The organism is Parasphingorhabdus sp., assembly GCF_036568145.1.
Lineage (GTDB): Bacteria > Pseudomonadota > Alphaproteobacteria > Sphingomonadales > Sphingomonadaceae > Parasphingorhabdus.
In genome coordinates this window covers 17079-37428 of record NZ_DATCTC010000005.1, presented here as the reverse complement: position 1 = coordinate 37428, position 20350 = coordinate 17079, and the positions used below count along the sequence as shown (strand labels likewise).

The 20350-nt window shown below is 55.2% G+C and carries 16 protein-coding genes and 1 pseudogene; 11 read left to right on the top strand and 6 right to left on the bottom strand.

From position 1 onward, the window contains the following. Nucleotides 1-248 precede the first annotated feature (248 nt). Complete coding sequence (locus VIN76_RS00945) at nucleotides 249-575, bottom strand: AMP-binding enzyme (RefSeq protein ID WP_332039969.1); 327 nt, start codon at nucleotides 573-575, stop codon at nucleotides 249-251. 171 nt (nucleotides 576-746) lie between these two features. Beyond that, nucleotides 747-1750: pseudogene (locus VIN76_RS00940) on the bottom strand (class I adenylate-forming enzyme family protein); the annotation flags it as partial. A gap of 394 nt (nucleotides 1751-2144) precedes the next feature. On the opposite strand from VIN76_RS00940, the gene VIN76_RS00935 reads away from it, so the two are divergent. The 3 genes from VIN76_RS00935 to VIN76_RS00925 all read left to right on the top strand — a co-directional run bounded on the left by VIN76_RS00935 (nucleotide 2145) and on the right by VIN76_RS00925 (nucleotide 5963). Further along, complete coding sequence (locus tag VIN76_RS00935) at nucleotides 2145-3272, top strand: zinc-binding dehydrogenase (RefSeq protein WP_332039937.1); 1128 nt, start codon at nucleotides 2145-2147, stop codon at nucleotides 3270-3272. Between the two features lie 287 nt (nucleotides 3273-3559). After that, complete coding sequence (locus tag VIN76_RS00930) at nucleotides 3560-5059, top strand: AMP-binding protein (protein ID WP_332039936.1); 1500 nt, start codon at nucleotides 3560-3562, stop codon at nucleotides 5057-5059. A gap of 61 nt (nucleotides 5060-5120) precedes the next feature. After that, nucleotides 5121-5963: an enoyl-CoA hydratase-related protein gene (locus VIN76_RS00925; RefSeq protein ID WP_332039935.1), complete on the top strand. Its 843-nt coding sequence runs from the start codon at nucleotides 5121-5123 to the stop codon at nucleotides 5961-5963. Between the two features lie 232 nt (nucleotides 5964-6195). On the opposite strand, the gene VIN76_RS00920 is transcribed toward VIN76_RS00925, so the two are convergent. From VIN76_RS00920 to VIN76_RS00910, 3 genes are all read right to left on the bottom strand, one after another. Continuing rightward, entirely contained in the window at nucleotides 6196-6720 is a 525-nt protein-coding gene (locus VIN76_RS00920; RefSeq protein ID WP_332039934.1) for a Zn-ribbon domain-containing OB-fold protein, read from the bottom strand. Next, nucleotides 6720-7910 (bottom strand): thiolase C-terminal domain-containing protein, encoded by a 1191-nt coding sequence (locus tag VIN76_RS00915; RefSeq protein WP_332039933.1) that lies wholly within the window; start codon nucleotides 7908-7910, stop codon nucleotides 6720-6722. The genes VIN76_RS00920 and VIN76_RS00915 overlap by 1 nt, the downstream gene beginning before the upstream one ends. Before the next feature lie 82 nt (nucleotides 7911-7992). Then, nucleotides 7993-9408 carry an aldehyde dehydrogenase family protein gene (locus VIN76_RS00910; protein WP_332039932.1) on the bottom strand — a complete coding sequence of 472 codons (1416 nt, stop codon included), beginning with the start codon at nucleotides 9406-9408 and terminating at the stop codon, nucleotides 7993-7995. A 666-nt stretch (nucleotides 9409-10074) separates the two neighbouring features. On the opposite strand from VIN76_RS00910, the gene VIN76_RS00905 reads away from it, so the two are divergent. From VIN76_RS00905 to VIN76_RS00870, 8 genes are all read left to right on the top strand, one after another. Next, nucleotides 10075-12294 (top strand): TonB-dependent receptor, encoded by a 2220-nt coding sequence (locus VIN76_RS00905; protein WP_332039931.1) that lies wholly within the window; start codon nucleotides 10075-10077, stop codon nucleotides 12292-12294. 346 nt (nucleotides 12295-12640) lie between these two features. Next, nucleotides 12641-13534, top strand: coding sequence for an enoyl-CoA hydratase (locus VIN76_RS00900; RefSeq protein WP_332039930.1), 894 nt, complete (start codon nucleotides 12641-12643; stop codon nucleotides 13532-13534). 62 nt (nucleotides 13535-13596) lie between these two features. Next, the gene (locus VIN76_RS00895) at nucleotides 13597-14424 is read left to right on the top strand and encodes an SDR family oxidoreductase (RefSeq protein WP_332039929.1); all 828 of its coding nucleotides are present in this window, start codon (nucleotides 13597-13599) and stop codon (nucleotides 14422-14424) included. 51 nt (nucleotides 14425-14475) lie between these two features. Then, entirely contained in the window at nucleotides 14476-14763 is a 288-nt protein-coding gene (locus VIN76_RS00890; RefSeq protein ID WP_332039928.1) for a hypothetical protein, read from the top strand. A 67-nt stretch (nucleotides 14764-14830) separates the two neighbouring features. After that, on the top strand, nucleotides 14831-15652 hold the full coding sequence (locus VIN76_RS00885; RefSeq protein ID WP_332039927.1) for an SDR family oxidoreductase: 822 nt from the start codon (nucleotides 14831-14833) through the stop codon (nucleotides 15650-15652). A 61-nt stretch (nucleotides 15653-15713) separates the two neighbouring features. Beyond that, nucleotides 15714-17201, top strand: coding sequence for an AMP-binding protein (locus tag VIN76_RS00880; protein ID WP_332039926.1), 1488 nt, complete (start codon nucleotides 15714-15716; stop codon nucleotides 17199-17201). Nucleotides 17202-17368: 167 nt separating this feature from the next. Next, a complete protein-coding gene (locus tag VIN76_RS00875) occupies nucleotides 17369-18259 on the top strand; it encodes an enoyl-CoA hydratase (protein WP_332039925.1) in 891 nt (296 codons plus the stop codon). Between the two features lie 63 nt (nucleotides 18260-18322). Beyond that, a complete protein-coding gene (locus VIN76_RS00870) occupies nucleotides 18323-19144 on the top strand; it encodes an SDR family oxidoreductase (protein WP_332039924.1) in 822 nt (273 codons plus the stop codon). Between the two features lie 205 nt (nucleotides 19145-19349). Here the strand turns inward: VIN76_RS00870 and VIN76_RS00865 are convergent, their stop codons facing one another. Then, nucleotides 19350-20282 (bottom strand): AraC family transcriptional regulator, encoded by a 933-nt coding sequence (locus VIN76_RS00865; protein WP_332039923.1) that lies wholly within the window; start codon nucleotides 20280-20282, stop codon nucleotides 19350-19352. Nucleotides 20283-20350 lie beyond the last annotated feature (68 nt).

The window sequence follows — 20350 nt, the reverse complement described above, 5'->3', positions numbered from 1 at the left end:
CGCTCCTCAGTCCCATTGCGGCGTCAGAAATCACAAGTTGACGCCGCCACCGACGATCAGCACTTCGCCACTCACATAGTCGCTTTCCGGGATGCAAAAGAGATAGGCACCCATTGCGCACCACCATCACCATGCGCATCTCGACACAGGGTTCCCGGTGTTCGACATGCGGCGCGAATTCGCGCGCAAGGAACCGCGCGACATGGCGCTGCAACATCACCAGTTCGTCATCAATCCAAGGCGAACGCTCAGGAGACATTCTTGCTGTGCCCATCCCAATATTTAGCGCGCAGTTCGGCTTTGACGATCTTGCCTGCCGCCGAGAGCGGCAGCGGCGTTGTCCAGAATTCGATTGAGCGCGGGCATTTATACCCCGCTATCCGTTCGCGGCAGTGCGCGACGAGTCCGGACTCGCTGACCTCGGCTCCTGGACGTGGCAGGACGACCGCATGCACACGCTCGCCCCAGCGACTGTCGGGTACGCCGATCACCGCAACTTGCGCGACGCTTGGGTGCAATGCGAGGACGCTTTCTACCTCGCCCGAAAAGAAATTCTCACCGCTTGTAACGATCATGTCCTTGATCCGGTCGACAACATAAAGCACGCCGTGATCGTCAAGTCGCCCGCCATCGCCGGTGTGCATCCAGCCATCGCGTAACAACTCGGCAGTGAGTTCGGGTGGGTTCCAATAGCCGAGCATCACGCCAGCACCGCGCACCAGAATTTCTCCGACTTGGCCGACCGGGAGAAACTGGCCCGCTTCATCCGTAATCGCAATTTCTGCAATAGGCAGCGGCTTGCCAGCACCGCGATGATGACCGGCCGCGCGGTGTGCTCCTCTGTGATAGTCGGGTTCAAGCAAGGTTGCTGTGCAGGACAGTTCGGTCATGCCATAGGCCTGGAAGAAATCGATATGCGGCGCGGCGGCCATGATGCGGTCAAGCGTCGCTTCGAGCATTGGCGATGCGCCGTACATGATGGAGTGGACCCCCGCGAGCTTGGCAGGATCGAAGTCAGGTGCATCCAGGATCATTTGAATCATTGTCGGCACGAGCAGTGCGGTATTGGCATGTTCGTCAGCAATCAGATCAAGCGTAGCTGTGGGATCAAAGGCCCTGCCGATCACTGCCGTGCCGCCCGCGAGTAGGTCATGGTCAGCGCAGCAGCGGCCGCCAGATGGAACAGCGGTGCGACGATCAGTCCGCGGCAGGCGTCGGGGAACAGTCCAGCCTCACGCATTGCCATGCAATTGGCAAGAAAACCGGCATGGCTGAGCATCACACCCTTGGACTGGCCGGTCGTTCCGCCGGTAAAAAATATCGCCAGTAGATCATCGCCACCACGTCCTGCGTTCTCCACCGGCTCATGCACCAGAAGCTCGCCCAGCGAAATGACGCCTTCAATGGGCTCACCCAGTGCGACCAGCTTAACTTTGTCAGATCGCTCGGCCAGCATCGCCGCATTAGTCTGCAATATGTCGCTGGCGATAAACAATATGCGCGGTTCGCAATCATCAATCGCGAAAGCGTTTTCAATTGATGTCCAACGATTGTTAAGCGGTGCCATCACTCCACCCGCCCAAGGAATGGCGAGATAAAGCGTTAGATAATCTTCGCTGTTGGTAGAAAGCAACACGACTCGGTCGCCCGGCAAAACGCCAAGCGCTTTCAGACCGCCGGCGATGCGCGCGGCGCGATCAAGGATTTCGCCCCAACTTCGATTTCGCGATTCAAACGACGTAGCAGGCATGTCCAGTTGGTGTGCAACCGCCGTTCGCACGGCATCTACATATCCGACTGTTCGCACCATTCCGCTCCTCAACTATGCCCCCGCTCGCACACGAATCGTGGAGCACCTCAATTGTTCGGAAGTTCGGACGAGCGGTCGAGTGCATTCGTATGCGGCGCCATTCCTGCAATGAATGGCAAAACATGGCATATCCTGTCACAAATAGTAATGTTTATTGATTATTCTCAATCATTTAGAGCCGATAGCCAGCAAAAGACATGTCGAGCCAAACGGATATGTTGCCACTCTTCTCTATGTTGCGGGGTGCCTGCAAGCTCGATACGCAAACCTGGCAATCGGCAAATTCAGTCCCGCATCACCGCCGAACTGCGCTATCAAATCATGGAGAAACCAAATGAATGACGTAACAGGTTTGGAACTGCGATCAATTGTGAACGCCGACTGCACTTTGACGCTTAGTCTTGAAGAAGTGGTGCTCTCTTCCCCTGCGAGCGATGAAATTATTGTACGTGTTGAAGCGGCACCCATCAACCCGTCGGACATCGGACTATTGTTGAGCTCAGCTGACATTAGATCGGTCAGACTTTCCGGTAGCGCCGATCGTCCGGTTGCAACTTTTTCTGTGCCGCAAGGACGCATGGAGGCGCTACAGACCCGGATCGGGGTATCAATGGCTGTGGGCAATGAAGGAGCGGGCATTGTAGTTGATGCAGGCCGTGATGCAAAGGCACTGATCGGCAAGAGGGTAGCGATGGCGGGCGGAGGGATGTATTCCCAGTACCGCAAACTCAAGCAAAATGATGCTGTCGAACTGCCCGAAAATGTGAGTTCTGTAGCCGGTGCGGCGATGTTCGTCAATCCGCTCACCGCGCTGGCTTTTGTCGAGACGATGAAGATGGAGGGCCACAAGGCAATTGTCCACACGGCTGCCGCTTCCAATCTCGGGCAGATGCTGCAGAAGATTTGCCTGCACGACGGTATACCACTGGTGAATATTGTACGCAGTGCGGAGCAGGCGCAAATTCTTCGCGATATCGGAGCTGCGTATGTGGCGGACAGCACTGACCCGGATTTTACCGGCAAGCTGGAAGACATGGTTGCACAGACCGGCGCAACGCTTGCGTTCGACGCGATCGGCGGCGGGACATTGGGTAGTCAAATATTGGAGGCCATGGAGCATGCAGCAAACCGCACCACAACAGAGTTCAGCCGCTACGGCTCAAGCCTGTTCAAACAGCTTTATATTTACGGAGCTCTCGATCTGGGGCCGATCGTGACTAACCGAATGGCCATTGGCTTTGAGTGGAGTGTCAATGGGTTCCTGCTAGGCCCGTTTATCAAGAAAGCCGGAAGCGAAGTTTATGCAGCGATGCGCCAGCGCGCGCTTCAGGAGATTACCACCACTTTTGCCAGCCATTATTCGGCGACGATCAGCCTGCGCGAGGCGCTCGATCCTGATACGCTGAAATCCTATTGTCGTCGGGCGACAGGGGAGAAATATCTGATTGATCCAACCCGGTGACAATGCCAGATTCATCCAGAGCATCGCGCGGAAAAGTGGGAACCGGTTTTCCGCGCGATGCGACAACAAAAGATTAGGGCAAGCCAAGTGATTCACATATCGCGCGGCTTGCTCCAGTTCGCGCGAGATCGTGCGAATAGTGCCAGCCATTACCGGCAGGAATGGCTGGCACCTATATATCCAATCCCATCCTTTCTGGTCCTGTGTAGAGTGCAGCCACAGAAGTAACGGGACGAAACGGCCGGAGCTGTATGATCGTTGACTTCATTTAGGCGAGGAGCGTTGAGTTGGCGGATGACATTCTGAATTCCATGAGTGCAGTAAGTACTGCGATGCCAATCGGGGAATTGTTAGCCTATCATGCCGGAAAGGATGCCGCACTGCCTGCGGTTACCTTTGAAGGCGTGACTACAAGCTATTCAGAGCTCGACATCAGCTCCAACCGTAAGGCGCGCCAGCTCGCGGCGGCAGGGGTTGGCGAGGGCCAAGTGGTGACGCTGTCAGTACCCAATGGATTGGAATTCTATGAGACCGTCTTTGCGGTCTGGAAATTGGGCGCGGTACCCAATCTCGTATCTTCAAAATTGCCTTCATCCGAGTTACAAGCGATTGTTAAACTCGCAAAACCCTGCCTCGTCATCGCCGATGAAAGTGCTCGCGTAGAAGGTTGGAATTTTCTAGCCACTGGCACCCCGCCGCTGACAGAGGTGCCGGGCGGTGCATTGCCCACAAAGACAGCTCCCCATTGGAAGATCGGGACGAGCGGCGGTTCCACTGGCCGACCGAAGCTGATTGTAGATCGTCACAATTGCTTTTTCGACCCGCACAAGCCTCCGATGAACCAGAAACCCGGCGACACGATGCTCAATCCCGGCCCATTATATCACAATACACCGTTCCTGACATCGACCCACTGCCTCTTCGCGGGAGGTCATGTTGTTGAAATGGGGAGATTTGATCCGCTGCGCGCACTTGAGCTAATTGAGCGGCATAAGGTGAATTGGATGAGCCTCGTACCAACGATGATGAGCCGGATCTGGCGGCTACCAGCCGAGCAGCGAGAGTCGTTCGACGTATCGAGCGTTGAAAGCGTGTGGCACATGGCTTCGGTATGTCCTGTATGGCTCAAGCAAGCGTGGATTGATTGGTTCGGTCCCGACCGGATATTCGAAGTCTATGGCGGAACGGAGCTCATGGGCTTTACGTTCATTACCGGAGGCGAATGGCTAACGCACAAAGGTTCGGTGGGTCGTCCTCCGCCCGGATACCAGATGCGGATACTGGATGAGCAGGGTAAAGAGTGCGCGCCCGGTGAAGTGGGCGAGATTTACTTCCTTCCCGCAGCCGGCCCTAATTCGAGCTATGAATATATCGGCGCACAGGCAAAGGCGGTCGACGGCTGGCAAACTTATGGCGATCTTGGCCATGTTGACGCGGAAGGTTATCTCTATATCGCCGACCGGCGGACGGACATGATCGTGTCGGGCGGCGCCAATATATTCCCGGCAGAGGTTGAGGCCGCTCTTGATGAGCATCCGGATGTTCAGTCGTCGATCGTGATCGGCCTTCCTGACGGTGATCTGGGACAACGGGCGCATGCCATTGTGCAAATCGCCGGTGCCAATGCAGAGAAAGGTGCGGATGACTTGCGTGAATTTCTCTCGGACAAGCTCGCGCGGTATAAGATACCCCGGACATTTGAATTCACCAGCAAGAATTTGCGGGACGATGCAGGCAAGGCACGCAGATCGCAGTTGCGCGAAGAACGGGTAACGCATTTACCCTAGCGCCCACTCCCCCTGTCAACATATCTAACCAGATTGCGAAAAACCACGGAGAAAATACGGCATGACCGACTATCAATTTATCTTTGTTGATGATCCTATTGACAACGTCCGGCGCATCACTCTCAACCGGCCAGACAAACGCAATGCGCTTAGCAACGCCCTGCGCAGCGAGCTGTTTGCTGCCCTGCAATCTGCGGATAGGGACGATAAGATTTCTGTGACGATTATTCGCGGCGCTGGCCCTTGCTTTTCTGCCGGTTATGATCTTGCCTCCGATACCCGCCAGAACCAGCCTTTCTATACAGCTCCCGGCCTTGGTAACTGGCCGCGCCATGTTGTTGAAGGCGGGTTCCTGATTTGGGATCTGGCCAAGCCGGTCATCGCCCAGGTACATGGCCATTGCCTGGCGGGCGGTTCCGAACTCGCTGCTTCTTGCGATCTTGTCTATGTAGCAGATGATGCCAAGATCGGCTATCCTGCGGTACGATCCATTAGTCCACCCGATAACCAGTTCTATCCCTGGGTCATGGGTATGCGCCGAGCGATGGAACTTATGCTTACAGGTGATGCGATGTCAGGATCGGAAGCTGCAAACTACGGCTTCGCGAACAAATCCTTTCCGTTGGATATGCTTGAAGCCGGAGTACTCGAAATCGCAGCCCGCGTTGCAAAAATTCCGTCAGATCTTCAGCAGATCAACAAGCGCGCGGTGCACCGGCAGATGGAAGCCATGGGGATGCGTCAAGGAATCCGGGCGGGGACAGAAATGCAAGCACTGGCAATGGCGACCGAAACTACCAAGGCCTTCATTGCACAGGTACAGGGTAAGGGACTAACTGCTGCATTAACAAGCAGGGACTCGACATTTGGCGATGGCCGAACGGCCGAAACACTCGCCGAATAACTGGAATTCTAGAGCAAGCCGCGCGATATGTGAATCACTTGGCTTGCTCTAAGCTTTTGTTGTCGCATCGCTTTATGCGGAAAACCGGTTCCCACTTTCCCGCGCGATGCTCTAACAGATTCTGCCGGTGGATCGTATAAGTTGGGGGCATCGATCCGCCGGTGGAAACGGGGATCCGAAGCTGCGCCAATAACGGAGCCTTCGGATCCTTTACCTGTTACAATTCGGCGGCTTACAATTCGGAGGCAGTGACCGGACGCCACTGGATCAAAGTGAACGGTGCCGCTGCATCATTGTGATGCTCGAAGACAGCCTCAACAGCGCTGCCGATCTGCACCACTTGGTGAGGGTCACCAAGCAGATTGCCTAGCATGCGAATGCCGCCAGCATGGGGTAGTTCAACGATAACGATGATATAGGGCCCTGCATCCTTCAATACGGGATGGACCGGGTGCCAGACGCGCGTCCAGCTATAGATCACTCCCCGAGGTTCCACATCGACCCACTCTAGATCAAAGCTCTGGGTGTCATGAGCAATCCATTGCGGGGGCCATTGATAGCTACCTGTTGCGGGATTTTGTTGGACCTGTAGCTTTTCGTCCCTGGCGCCTTGCCAAAAGGGCCCGTAGAGGTCGTCTGGATTGATGACAGGGACTGGCAATCCTTCGGGAAGATAATAGTTAGAGCCCGGAGTGCGGCCGCCAGTTTGCTCGGCGTTTGGTGCCGGTGTTTCTGCTTTTGGAGAATAGTTTGACATCAGAGCGTGGCCTCCGAACCGTATAGGATGGTGCTGACCGGCGGGGACATCGGTCCGCCGACAGCAAGTGAAACATTTACATCGGGAACCTGGCTCGTCGATTTGCCTCGGATCTGCCGGATTGCTTCAATCTGGAGACCCAGGCCATGCATGTAGCATTCAGCCAGATTGCCGCCGCTGGTATTCAGTGGCAACCGCCCTGTTGGCGCAATCAGATTTTCAAGTTTAAGGAATTCCATCGCTTCTTCCGGTTCGAAAAAACCATGCTCAACAAGCGACATCAGCACGCCGCCTGTAAAATTCTCGTAGCATTGAACTACATCGACATCCTGTGGCCCCATCCGCGCCATCGCATAAAGCCGTTTGGCCACTGGCTTGAAGTAGGAGCTGGGATAGTCAGGCGTTGCAAAGATTGCTGCGGGCGTGCCAGGTGCGCGCTGGGCCGCCCCCATTGCCGCGCCCAGCACGAATGCTGGCATTTGCTTGAGGTCGCGGGCCCGGTCAGCCGATACGAGCAGAACCGCAGCGGCTCCGTCATTTTCCATACAACAGTCATAGAGATGAAATGGCTCTGCTATCCAGCGAGACTCATCATATTTCTCTTCGGTGAGCGGCCGTCCATGCATGATGGCGCGTGGATTGGCCTGGGCATGATGATAAGAAGCCATAGCAATCGCCCGTAGTGCATCCTGATCGATTTGATGTTCGTGCATGAACCGCATTGCTTTGGGAGCAAAAAACTGGGCAGGCGCCATCTGGCCATAAGGCAGCGCAAGGGAATATTCTCCAGGCACGGCGGGGATTTGTGCCCCTTGACCAAAACGTCCGAACTGTCCTTGTGCGAGCGCACGATAAACGACGACGCAGTCAGCAAGGCCTCCAACGATCGCTGCGGATGCATTGGCCAGCGCGCCGGCCACGCCGCCGCCGCCGCCGCCCCACTGCATGTTTGAAAAACGTAACTCGTCTACGCCGAGCGCTGCGGAGAGGGCCATAGGCGTATTGCGATCATCACTATATGAGGCGAAACCGTCAATATGACGCGGATCAATTCCTGCATCTGTGCAAGCAGCGAGGATTGCTTTCAGGCACAGGACAAACTCCGGCTCGGGCGCCTGACTGTGGCGGTAGTATGTGGTTTCTCCCACTCCGACCGCCGCGACTTTTCCACGCAGACTATATTCGCTCATATTAATCGGCTCCACAAGGAACGACGCTGCGTTCCTGAAATAAAACTACCTCCGCCCTTGCGACGATAGTTATGATGAGAATTTACCGGGCAAGATAGACTGCCTGCGGCACCATATATTCGAGTAGGCCCTCCATGCCGTTCTCGACACCAAAGCCGCTTTGCTTGTGCCCGCCAAAGGGCGTATCTGGCCGCAGGTTGAGCATTTGATTGATCCACACGGTGCCTGTTTCCAGGCGCCGTGCAATTTCAACAGCTTTTTTGGTGTCTTTCGACCAGACTTGGCCACCCAATCCGTAGTCACTCGCGTTGGCGCGTTCGATGACATCGTCGATATCGGAGAATTTCAGCATCGGTAATATTGGACCAAAGGCTTCTTCCTGTACGACGCGAGAGTTCTCGGGTGGGTTATCGACTATGGTTACAGGTACGAAATAACCACCGCCTTCAGGGATCGCTGCGTCCTGGATCAGCGTCAGGTTGTTCGTTTTGGCGTCTTCCAGAAGCTCCATCACGCGCTCATATTGCCGCTTGTTCTGGATTGGTCCAAGGACTGTACCCTGTTCGGCGCCGTCGCCAACCTTTGTGGCGCTCGCGATCGCGGCCAGCCGGTCACGCAGCGCGTCGTAGACATCTTCATGCACATAAAGACGTTTCGTGGCGACACAAATCTGCGCGGTATTGAGGAACGCACCGAGAAAAATACTTTGTGCAACAGCATCAATATCCACATCGGGAAGCACGATGGCAGCGTCGTTCCCGCCCAGCTCCAGAGTGACACGCTTAAGGTCCTTGGCGGCGCTTTCCATTACCCGTTTGCCTGTAGCGGTGGAGCCGGTGAAGCTGATTTTGGCAAAGCCGGGATGGCCTGTCATCATAGGGCCAAGATCATCGCCGCCGCTCACTACGTTGAACACGCCGGGGGGAAACACGTCGGCAAACATCTGTCCGATTTTTAGCGTACATAATGGCGTGAAGGGGCTAGGCTTGAGCACCATTGTATTGCCGGCCACCAATGCTGGCGCGACCTTCCACATAGCGAGGTTGACCGGAAAATTCCATGGCGCGATCGCGCAGATTACGCCCAGGGGTACGTAGCGGGTTTCGATAAACTGTGTGTCACTATCCTCGGATACGTGTACAGGAGGCGTCATGGCTGCCACAGCTTTCATCCACATCCCTGCGCCAATGATTTCCTGTTTTGCCATTTCCACATTACGACCCTGCTCGCGGGTAAAAAGGCGGGACATTTCTTCAGCGTTAGCGATCAGTATTTCGCCCGCTTTTGCAACCATAGCCTGACGTTCGGCTATTGGCGTGTTCCGCCAGCTTTTGAAGGCTTTGCCCGCAGCAGCTACCGCCGTATCCAACTGCGCCTTTGAGCAGTCCGGCGCCGATGCGAAGGGCTCGCCAGTTGCGGGATTGACCACCTCGATCGTCGCTTTGCCCGCCACAGCGGCGCCGTCGATGGTCATCACATAGCCGTCGTTGAAATTCATGAATTCCGTATCCTCTCTTATAACTCAGCCATGTCTTAGCCAGCCGAGTTTGCACGCGTTATTGCAGTTCCTAACGAATGAACATGAAGGCGCCGCGTCGATTGAATGCTCCACGTCACCGGCACCGGATCACTACCCATAATTACGAGACTGAGGCCTTAAGTGCCCGATGAAGTCAAATTCCTAGTCTAGCGAGGTCATGATAAAAAGGCATACCGAGCAGGGTTGGGCCGACACATTCGGCCAGGGCATTCAAGTCTGGCGTGGGTGGTGCATGCTTTCTGTTAGAGCATCGCGGCGTCGCCTGAACACCGAGCATATTTCGACGCCATGAGCGGTAGATCGGCAACATGACAGGCGGCAAAGCAGGAGCCTGGCTCGTAAATTGCCCGTGATGCAGGAATCCTTGCGCGCGATAGTTTGATATTGAGTCACATCGTCAGGGACCGTCGCAGATGTTCATCGTGAGGGCATCATGGTCCTTCGATGTACTTACGATCATTGAAGGAATACGGCGGTGTTCGTATTTTTTGGTGCCTATTAGGTAGCAGGCGTCCTTTCGACATTCCTGACGGGCATCACTTGGCCCGATTCCGCATTTGATTAAAAACGCCGTTCCGAGGACCAGAGGCGCAATAAACAAGAAAATCGAGGAGGGGATATCTCATGAAACCAAAAACACTCACTGCGCTTACATCAATGTTTGTGATCGCTTGGACAAGCGCGGCGTACGCCCAAATTACGACGCCGGCTCCGGCAGCCGAACAGGCTGCAGCAGGCGACGACAACGAAATCGACGGCAGCGAAATCATCGTCACCGCGCAACGCCGTTCTGAGAGATTGGTCGATGTTCCGGTTTCCGTAACGGCTATTTCTGCTGACCAAATTCTGCAAGCGGGTCCGACTTCTCTCGAAAATCTCACCAAAGTGACGCCAGGTGTCTACCTGCAGCGGGCCGTCTATGGACTGTCGCCGACAATTCGCGGCATCGGATCGACGCTTTCTGCGTCGGGCGGCGAACAGAATGTGGCGCTTTACATCGACGAAATCTACTATCCGACGCCAACCGGAAACGTGTTCGACCTAGCCAGTGTCGCTGGTGTGGAAATCCTGAAAGGACCGCAGGGAACGCTGTTCGGGCGCAATGCAACCGGCGGTGCGATTCTGGTGCGTACGCTCGATCCGAGCTTCGATACATCAGGGCGGTTCAACGTGTCGTGGGAGCGCTTTAATCAGGTGCGCGCGAGTGCATATCTTAACCTGCCAGTCAGCGACAAGATCGCGATTAACGGTTCGGTCGCCTATCGCTATTCGCAAGGCTATGTTCGCGACCTCAGGACGAACAGAATATTGAACCAGGGCAACAACTTCACTGCCCGCGGCAAAATCCTGCTGCAACCGACTGACAATTTCTCGCTCATCCTTACGGCCGCGCACGCCGATTTCGACGACCCTAGCGGGGCTGATACGCGAAACTTCCAGCCAGCACCGATCCTTACTGCGGTGCTGGCTGGTGGGCCGTTCGCCACGGATCGTTACCATGGCTCGAATAATACGATGCAGTCCATCCGCACATCGACAAACGAATATAGTGCGCGCGCCAGGCTTGAAACCGATATGGGCACCTTTTCGTCGTTCACTTCCCTGTTGAGAAACGATCTGCAGGCTGTGAACGAACTTGACCTCGGATACGCCAACCAGTCCTTAACGCTCAGGGTTGAAACCAAAACCTTCTCGCAAGAAGTCAATTTTGCTTCGGATTCGGATAAGCCGCTGAGCTTCGTCACCGGCGCTTATTACTTCCGCAATCGGGCCAAGGTACCGTTTCTCACGTCGAACGGTGCCGCGCTGTCCAATTCCGAGGGGCGTATGGATGCGATCGCCGGCTATCTTGATGGCACGTACAAGTTCGGGGATCTCTCTTTGATCGCTGGTATCCGTTATAGTCACGAGAAACGTGCAACTGATAGCGCATTTGGTGTATCAGCCCCATCGCCCTTCACCCGGTTCCAACGGGCAACCGACAGTCAATGGACTCCGCGTGTCGGCCTGAAATACGAACTGGCACCGCAGACGAACATTTACGCGACTTACAGCAAGGGTTTCAAGAGCGGTGTGTTTGATGCGACTACAGCGGATGGCCCGGGAGTGAAGCCGGAAACGGTCGATGCCTTTGAACTGGGCTTCAAAACCGCCTCGCGTGACATCTCGTTCAACATTGCGGCATTCTATTATGATTACCTTAATACGCAGGTGAATGCGACTGTCTCCGGCGCAAACGGCGCGGTTTTTAACCAGCTATTCAATGTTCCAAAGTCACGTATCTATGGCATTGACGCAGATCTTTCCTGGCGCATAAACGACAATTTCGATTTGCGCATGGCCGCTGCCTACACCCATGCGCGTTACGTCGATTTCCAGAACGCGCCGGGCTATGTGAACGATCCGACGAATCCGACCTCTATAGTCAGTCTTCCCATCGGGCCGGGCGGCAGCCTCGTCCCCATCCCAGGGCTTCTGTTCGCAAATGTTGTAGTGAATGCAAGCGGCAATAACATGGTTCGTTCGCCAGAGTTTACTGCAAGCTCGACGCTGAGCTATCATACTTCGGTCGGCGGGAACAATGAACTGGAACTGACGGTATCGCCTTACTATAGCAGCCGCGTTTATTTCACATTTGACAATAGCTTGAGCCAGAAGGCCTATGTCACGCTGGACGCGGCCGCAACACTGACCCTTGATGAGAATATGAAGATTTCGGTTTTTGGCCGCAACCTGACCGACGGCAAATACTTCATTAACAAGAGCCAGAATGCATTGTCTCTCGAAGCGGGGCGGTATGCGGAGCCCAGAACCTACGGCGTATCGCTCGGCTATTCATTCTAGAGCATCGCGCGGAAAAGTGGGAACCGGTTTTCCGCATAAAGCAATGCGACAACAAAAGATTAGAGTAAGCCAAGTGATTCACATATCACGCGGCTTGCTCTAGCCGGAAGACTTGACGCTCATTGGTCAATCATTGCGGACCGCCGCGTTCACCCAATCTAACCCGATGTTCTGCGCTATGCAGTCCGATGCATAGCGCTCCAGTATCTCTGGCATTCCTTCAAGTCATACATGGTTGAGTGATGGAATTTGACGCCACGGCGGGGGTGTTGAAAGGATTGATGTCAAGCAAGAGGGCCGTTGGCCTCGATCAACGCTGTTGTGCGTGCAAACAGGAGAGGCAAGCATGGACGTCAAAGTTAATGAATATGAGCAGGTGATTTACGAAACGCCGGCCTCGAACGTGGCCCGGATCGTCATGAATCGCCCTGGCAGGCGTAATGCGCAAGGCATTACGATGACATATGAATTGGACGACGCGTTCAAGCGCGCCTGTCACGATAGCAAGATCAATGTCATCATTCTCGCTGCATCGGGAGATCATTGGAACTCGGGCCATGATGTCAGCGGGGAGGGCCCACGCAATCCCCCGCCGGATCATGTCACCGGACTTTGGAGCGATTATGGCGGGAAGGGATGGGAAGGTGCTTACGGCCGCGAACGGGAAATCTATCTTGAGATCACCGAGCGCTGGCGGAACGCACCCAAGCCGGTGATCGGTGAAATTCAGGGCTCCGTCATCTCGGGCGGTATGATATTGGCTTGGATGTGTGATCTCATTGTCTGCTCTGATGACGCGCGCTTTCGCGATGCAACTGCGGTAGAAATGGGCATAGCAGGCGTCGAGTTCTGGCAGCATCCCTATGAGATGAGCGTTCGTCAGGCAAAAGAATGGCTGATGACAGGTGGTTGGATGACTGCGCAGGAAGCCGAACGACGGGGAATGGTCAATCAGGTTGTTCCGCGCGATCAACTGGTCGCCCGGACACTCGAACTGGCAGAGGATATTGCCGGCGGTAATCCTTTTACGATGAAGCTCGTCAAACAAGCGATGAACTTCGCGCAGGACCAGATGGGTCGCAAGGCATCGGTTGATTTCGGATTTCACCTTCATCAGATCGGGCACATGCAGGCAATGATGAACTCGGGCATCCCGATCGACATTGAGAGTATGCCGCCCGCGATGCGTGCCACCATCGAAAAGGCAATCGCAGCGAGCGACACACTAGCTGCTCGGTAGCATCTCCCAGGCCGGTGCGGGCGTATGGCTTACCCGGTACAATGTCTCTGATTGGAAATTATATGACTGATATCAGTAATCGCACTGCTTTCATTACTGGCGGCGCTAACGGTATAGGACTCGGTATTGCGCGATCGCTGGCACGGGCTGGCGCGCGGCTTGTCCTTGTTGATCTCGACGCGGATGCGCTTGAGCGAGCGGCGGCCGAACTTAGTGAAAAGACCGAGGTCTATACAGCCGTGCTCGATGTGCGAGATCGCATCGCCTATGCTCAAGTTGCAGACGACGCCGAAGCAAAGCTCGGCCCGGTGTCAATTCTGGCCAACAATGCCGGGGTCGCCGGCGGTGCGCCGGCAAACAAGTTGACCTATGAATTGTGGGATTGGGGCATGGGCATCAATCTCGACGGTGTAATCAATGGCATACAGACTTTTGTGCCGCGAATCATCGAACGTGGCAATGGCGGCCATGTGATAAACACCGCGTCGGCAGCCGGGTTGGTCGCTGGCGCGGGGAATTCATTATATTGCACCGCTAAATTTGCCGTGGTGGGGATGAGCGAGGCGTTGAGTCTGGAACTTGAGCCTCAAGGGATCGGCGTGACGCTGCTATGTCCCGGACCCTGCGCGACGGATATCATCGCAAGGACCCGCGCTGTTCAGCCCAAGGTCACAAGATCAATGTCTGCTGAACAGCGGAGCAATGCTTTTGCGAGAAACGAGGAAGCAAAGAAATATTTGGAAAACGGGACGCCGCCGGATGCGGTTGGTGACATGGTCTGTGAGGCTATCCGCGAAATACGTCTCTACGTACATACAGACCGGAGAGCTCTCGAGCAGATTAAGGATCGTATGGCTGCTCTTCTAGACGCCATGCCGCCTGCTGCGTGAGTTCCTGGAGCCCGTATTGACCTTTCCCGACATAAACATTGAGGTATCCACATGCACCTGAGGCGGACCGATGAGGAGCTTGCGTCGGACATGCTAGAATGCGCGGCTGTGCCGCACGAACATGCCCGGCATCATGCACGCCTTCCGTTCAGCCGGAAGGCTGGTTACGGGGCCGGGCAACTCGTCGAGTTAATCGTCGAAAACATGCTCAACATATTCATGCTATTCTACGCGACAGGTATAATGCTTATCCTGCTCTATCGCATTAACCGGCGCAGCCATGACCAGATCATTGCCGAACTGAATGAGCGCAGGCGCGCCGAAAGCGCTTACACATGAATCAGCTATATAATGGCGACCTTCGGACGAAGTGCGCGTCCAGGCATTTGAAAACAGGGAGATCGAGATGACAGACGTGCATGGACGGACTGCGTTCATTACCGGAGGGGCTAATGGCATTGGACTGGGAATTGCGCGCAGTTTTGCGCGTGCCGGTGCCAAGCTGGCGCTTGTAGATGTGGATGGTGCTGCGCTTCCCCGTGCCAAAGCGGAATTGCAGAATATTACGCCGGTAGAGACCTACCAATTGGACGTTCGGGATCGCGAGGAATTTGCTACTACGGCTGCGGCGGTTGAACGGGATTTGGGGCCTGTATCGCTCTTATTCAATAATGCAGGTATCGTCGGCGGTGCTTCTGCTGCCGATCTCACATACGACCTTTGGGATTGGAATATTGGCATCAATCTGGGCGGCGTAATCAACGGCATTCAGACCTTTGTCTCTAAGATGATTGAGCGCGGCGAAGGTGGTCATATTGTCAATACCTCTTCAGGCGCTGGACTGGTCGCAACAGGTTCCGGAGTGCTGTATACGACAGCGAAATTCGGCGTAGTGGGGCTGACAGAATCGATCCGGCCAGAATTGGCTCCAGCGGGCATCGGCGTTAGCGTGCTTTGTCCCGGCCCTGTGGCGACCGATATCATCCAACGGTCCGGCGTTGCAACGCCGAAGACACTGGCGCCGCTGGTAGGGGAATCGAACACGCACAGCGCACAGCGCATTGCCGAGGCAATCGAATATCTGAAACAAGGCGTCAGCATCGATGATGTGGGTGAGATGGTTCTGAAGGCCGTGCAGGATAACGTCCTTTACATTCACACTGACCGTGCGGCCGAGGAGCTGATTAAAGCCCGCACCGTCGCTCTTCTGAACGCTATGCCAAACTAGGGTCGTATTCCAAACGCCACCGGGCGATGGGCGCGACCCGCATCGAAACGGAAACACAGTCATGCCGCTAAAATCAATCGCGTCGATCATTTCCGGTCACTCAAAACGGAGCGACTCCGCGCCTGCAATAACCTATCCCGATGGAACCATGACTTGGGGCGAACTTGACCGGAAATCGAACCAGCGTGCACGTATGCTCGCCTCTATGGGGGTGGGCCAGGACGATCTGGTCGCCGTCATGCTACCTAACGGTACCGAATTTCACGAAGCGGTATTGGGGATTTGGAAAGCCGGTGCGACACCCTGCATTCTTCCTGCAAAACTACCAGGCCGTGAGGCAACAGATATCTTCACGCTGGCAGCGCCTGCCGCACTGATCGGTGAAGCTTCTTTCCCTTTTGACGGACCGACTATCCCGCGCGCCGCTGCTTTGGACCAATTTAGCGATGAGCCGGTCAAGGATGCTGGAGCCGTCAGTTGGAAGGCAGTTGCCAGCGGTGGATCCAGCGGGCGCCCAAAAATTATTGTCGATACCATGCCCGCATTTATAAATACCGATGCCGCGCCCTATACGGCGCTCGGATTGTCAGACGATGTGACGATGCTCAATCCAGGGCCACTTTATCATAATTTCCCATTTCTCTTCACAAGCATGGCGTTGATGGGTGGATCCCAAGTCGTTGGTATGGAACGCTTCGATGCAGAGGAGCTCCTTCGGCTAGTCGAATGCCACAAGATCAACTTTCTTCCGCTCGTTCCCACGATGATGCAGCGGATTTGGGCGCTGCCCGAAGACATCCGTACATCTTACGACATTTCTTCATTGCAACGCGTCTGGCACATGGCGGCACCTTGTCCGCAATGGGTCAAGCGCGCGTGGATAGAATGGCTGGGGCCGGAAAAGATATTTGAAGCTTATGGTGGAACCGAAGGAGGAGGTGGTACCGCGATTACTGGCGTGGAGTGGCTCGCTAAACCGGGATCGGTTGGCAAGGTGGCGCCAGGCACGCTGCGGATATTACGCGAGGACGGAACCCCGGCGGATATCGGAGAGATTGGCGAAGTTCACTTCCCTCCGGCTGGCGCTGCAAAGTTCAAATATATCGGAGCAGAGAAAAATACCGATGCATCCGGGGGATATTGGATTGGCGATCTTGGACATGTTGATGAGGACGGCTACCTGTTCCTTGCAGATCGACGAACCGATCTGATTATAAGGGGGGGCGCCAACATATATCCCGCCGAAGTGGAAGCTGTGCTGGAAGAGCATCCGCAGGTGTCTACTTCTGCTGTAATTGGACTTCCGGACGATGATTTGGGCCAGCGTGTCCATGCAATTGTTCATCTGCGTGAAGGCGAAGCTCTCGACTTGGCCGCTATCGTTACGCATGTAGCAGAGGTGCTCGCAAAATATAAATGGCCGGCGTCATATGAGTTGAGCAAAGCGCCGCTGCGAGACGACGCTGGAAAGGTTCGCCGATCAGCGCTTAAGATGGAACGGCAGGCCTGGCTTGAATCCGGACGCGAATTTGAAATTAGGCCATCGTGAGAAATGACAGCCATAAGTGCTGTATGCAGTTTTGTTTATTCCCTGCGCTCATACCTGCTTCTGCATTGGAATTTGACGCTGCGATCCGGCTGCGGAAAGGTCTGGTATCAATCGGTACAGGCGAATCTTCGTCCAGCGCTCGGTTAACGTGAGAAGGAGCGGTAAAAATGACCACCAAAGATATCGAATATGAACAGGTAATTTACGAAACGCCGGCACCCAAGGTGGCGCGGATCGTGATGAATCGAGCTGATCGGCGCAATGCGCAAGGCATTACCATGACTTATGATCTCGACAACGCTTTCAAGCGCGCCTGTCATGACGATCAAATCAATGTAATCATCCTCGCTGCTGCGGGAGATCACTGGAACTCAGGCCATGATGTCAGCGGCGAAGGTCCCGCCAACCCCTCGCCAGATCAGATTGTCGGGCTTTGCGGCTGCTTTGAAGGCAAGGGTTGGGACGGCCCCTATTGCCGGGAAAGGGAAATCTATCTCGAGATTACCGAACGTTGGCGCAATGCGCCAAAGCCAGTAATCGCAGAGATCCAAGGCTCTGTGATTTCAGGAGGTTTGATGCTGGCCTGGATGTGCGACCTGATCGTATGTTCAGAAGATGCCAAATTTCGTGACGCGACAGCAGTGGAGATGGGGATTCCAGGCGTAGAGTTCTTCCAGCATCCCTACGAGATGAGCGTGCGGCAGGCAAAGCAATGGTTGATGACAGGCGGCTGGATGACCGCGCAGGAAGCCGAGCAGCGTGGCATGGTCAATCTTGTCGTGCCAATCGCTGAACTGTCCGCGCGCACCCTTGCGCTTGCCGAGTCCATTGCTTCTCGAAACCCGTTCACAATGAAGCTGGTAAAGCAGGCCATGAATTTCGCTCAGGACCAGATGGGCCGCAAAGCGTCTATGGACTTCGCGTTCCACCTCCATCAGATGGGGCACATGCAGGCGATGCTGACCAACGGTTTTCCGATCGATATTGACAGCTTGCCGCCCGTCATTCGGGCGAATGTCGACAAGATGATCGCTGCACGTAAGGCGGCAGACGCATGAACTTGCTGTGTTTTACGGCAGCCTGTTGCCTGCGATATCCAGAATTGCGTTGTGGAGATTATCGTGACTGAAATCGCGGGTCGAACAGCTTTTATCACAGGCGGAGCTAACGGGATCGGATTGGGCATCGCGCGATCCTTGGCGGGTGCCGGGGCCAGGCTTGCACTTGTTGATCTTGATGCCGACGCGCTCAGCCGGGTTAAGGAAGAGCTCATTGCGGTGACGGAGGTTTTTACTGCCGTGCTTGATGTAAGAGACCGGGCAGCTTACGCGCGCATTGCGGACGAAGCTGAGGCACAAGTTGGTCCGGTGTCTATTCTGGTGAATAATGCTGGAGTGTCAGGAGGCGCTCTTGCCGCTAAACTGACATATGAATTGTGGGACTGGGGTATTGGGATTAATCTGGGTGGAGTCATTAACGGTATCCAGACTTTCTTACCGCGCATCTCCGAACGGAAGGCTGGTGGTCATATTGTCAACACCGCCTCCGGCGCGGGACTGGTGCCGCCTGTACGGGAAGGCAGCACTCTTTACACTACCGCCAAATACGCTGTCGTAGGGATGAGTGAGGCGCTTGGCGTGGACCTCGAACCACAGGGCATCGGTGTTACCGTTTTATGCCCGGGGGCGGTGGCAACTGACATTATCGATCGGGCGATCGCTTCGCGGGCAGAGATTTCTGTGCCAATGACCGATGAACAGATTGCTAAGACTGAAGCGATGAAAACGTATCTCTCCAATGGCATGGCACCCGATCTGGTGGGCAATCTGGTACGGGACGCTATCCGCTCAAATCAAACTTATATACACACAGATCTCGCGGTGCTCAGTCGGATCGAGGCCCGCACGAAAGCATTGCTTGCAGCGATGCCGCATGGACTTTGAGAGAAAAGACCAGCCTTAGCTGTTTGGTCCTGGAGTTTGATGGTGCATTATCCATGCAGGAATGGAAGGATGCATTATGGTCCAAGTTTTACATGGAAGCGCCCACACGACAGCGGCAAATCTGGTCATAATTCCGGTCGTTCACGGAACCGGGTGCGCCGCCTGATATCTGCCTTTCGTTCATACCGGCCAGCGGCAGATAGAGTCATGAGACGACAAGCAGGTCTGGATCGATGCCGGTGACATGTCCTCTGGCAAACCTGCCGGGGGAGCAGCCGATCCTTTTGCGAAACGCAGTGCTGAAGGCGCTTGCGGATTCATAACCGATATCCTCCGCGATCTGGTCGAGCGACTTGACGCCGCTCAAGAGTGCATCCTTGGCAATAGCGATGCGCCAGCGCGTCAGATATTCGATTGGCGCACAACCAAGAATCTCCTTGAACCGCGCAGCAAAGGCCGATCGCGCCATATAGGCTATTTCTGCAAGACCGGCTACCGTCCACTTCGCTCGCACATCGGCGTGAATAGCACGCAGAACACGGGCAAGTGCGGGATCGCGAAGCCCGTTCAACAAGCCTGCCGAGGCTGCGTTGTCGTCAAGAATGTCCCAGCGCAGCGCCTCTACCAACAGCGTCTCAAGCAGTCGCTGGATAATCAGTTCTTTGCCCGGATCGTTGGCAACGCACTCCTCAGATAACAGTTCCATCAGGCGGCCAAATCGCTTTGCGCGTCCCGCCGAGGCGGAAATATGGATAAAAGCGGGCAGTAGCGCGAGTAGTAGCGGTGCATTGACACTCTCGATTGAGAAACTTCCGCCCAGCGCCAAGAAATCAGGATCGCCCGCTTGCTCGCCGTGGCGGACGGCTTCAGCCAGAGGTTCTGCGGGAACGCAGGTGACGCCGGGCCTGCTGCACAGCGAAAAGGCCGGCGTAGTCGGCAAAAGGAGGAAATCACCTTCAGCGATCTGGAGCGGCTCCCTGTCATCGAAAGTGACCCAAGCCTCTCCGGTCAAGACGACCGTGAAACCGGGTGCGTCATACGCTTGGTAGTGAACACCCCATTGGCCACGCCCGGCGATTGGCTTCGCTACTGCGGTGCTCGGCCGCAAGAGGGCAATGATATCACTGAGAGGATCCATGATATTGGACGATCTGTAATGTTTTGCGGACATGAAATTATAGATCGTATCTCACTGTCTGTCTATTG

Bases quoted from the DNA above. Each gene is read 5' to 3' on its own strand.
- VIN76_RS00910 (WP_332039932.1), bottom strand. From the start codon at position 9,408: ATGAATTTCAACGACGGCTATGTGATGACCATCGACGGCGCCGCTGTG.
- VIN76_RS00935 (WP_332039937.1), top strand. From the start codon at position 2,145: ATGAATGACGTAACAGGTTTGGAACTGCGATCAATTGTGAACGCCGAC.
- VIN76_RS00920 (WP_332039934.1), bottom strand. From the start codon at position 6,720: ATGTCAAACTATTCTCCAAAAGCAGAAACACCGGCACCAAACGCCGAG.
- VIN76_RS00890 (WP_332039928.1), top strand. From the start codon at position 14,476: ATGCACCTGAGGCGGACCGATGAGGAGCTTGCGTCGGACATGCTAGAA.
- VIN76_RS00925 (WP_332039935.1), top strand. From the start codon at position 5,121: ATGACCGACTATCAATTTATCTTTGTTGATGATCCTATTGACAACGTC.
- VIN76_RS00895 (WP_332039929.1), top strand. From the start codon at position 13,597: ATGACTGATATCAGTAATCGCACTGCTTTCATTACTGGCGGCGCTAAC.
- VIN76_RS00865 (WP_332039923.1), bottom strand. From the start codon at position 20,282: ATGGATCCTCTCAGTGATATCATTGCCCTCTTGCGGCCGAGCACCGCA.
- VIN76_RS00945 (WP_332039969.1), bottom strand. From the start codon at position 575: ATGATCGTTACAAGCGGTGAGAATTTCTTTTCGGGCGAGGTAGAAAGC.
- VIN76_RS00915 (WP_332039933.1), bottom strand. From the start codon at position 7,910: ATGAGCGAATATAGTCTGCGTGGAAAAGTCGCGGCGGTCGGAGTGGGA.
- VIN76_RS00900 (WP_332039930.1), top strand. From the start codon at position 12,641: ATGGACGTCAAAGTTAATGAATATGAGCAGGTGATTTACGAAACGCCG.
- VIN76_RS00885 (WP_332039927.1), top strand. From the start codon at position 14,831: ATGACAGACGTGCATGGACGGACTGCGTTCATTACCGGAGGGGCTAAT.
- VIN76_RS00880 (WP_332039926.1), top strand. From the start codon at position 15,714: ATGCCGCTAAAATCAATCGCGTCGATCATTTCCGGTCACTCAAAACGG.
- VIN76_RS00875 (WP_332039925.1), top strand. From the start codon at position 17,369: ATGACCACCAAAGATATCGAATATGAACAGGTAATTTACGAAACGCCG.
- VIN76_RS00905 (WP_332039931.1), top strand. From the start codon at position 10,075: ATGAAACCAAAAACACTCACTGCGCTTACATCAATGTTTGTGATCGCT.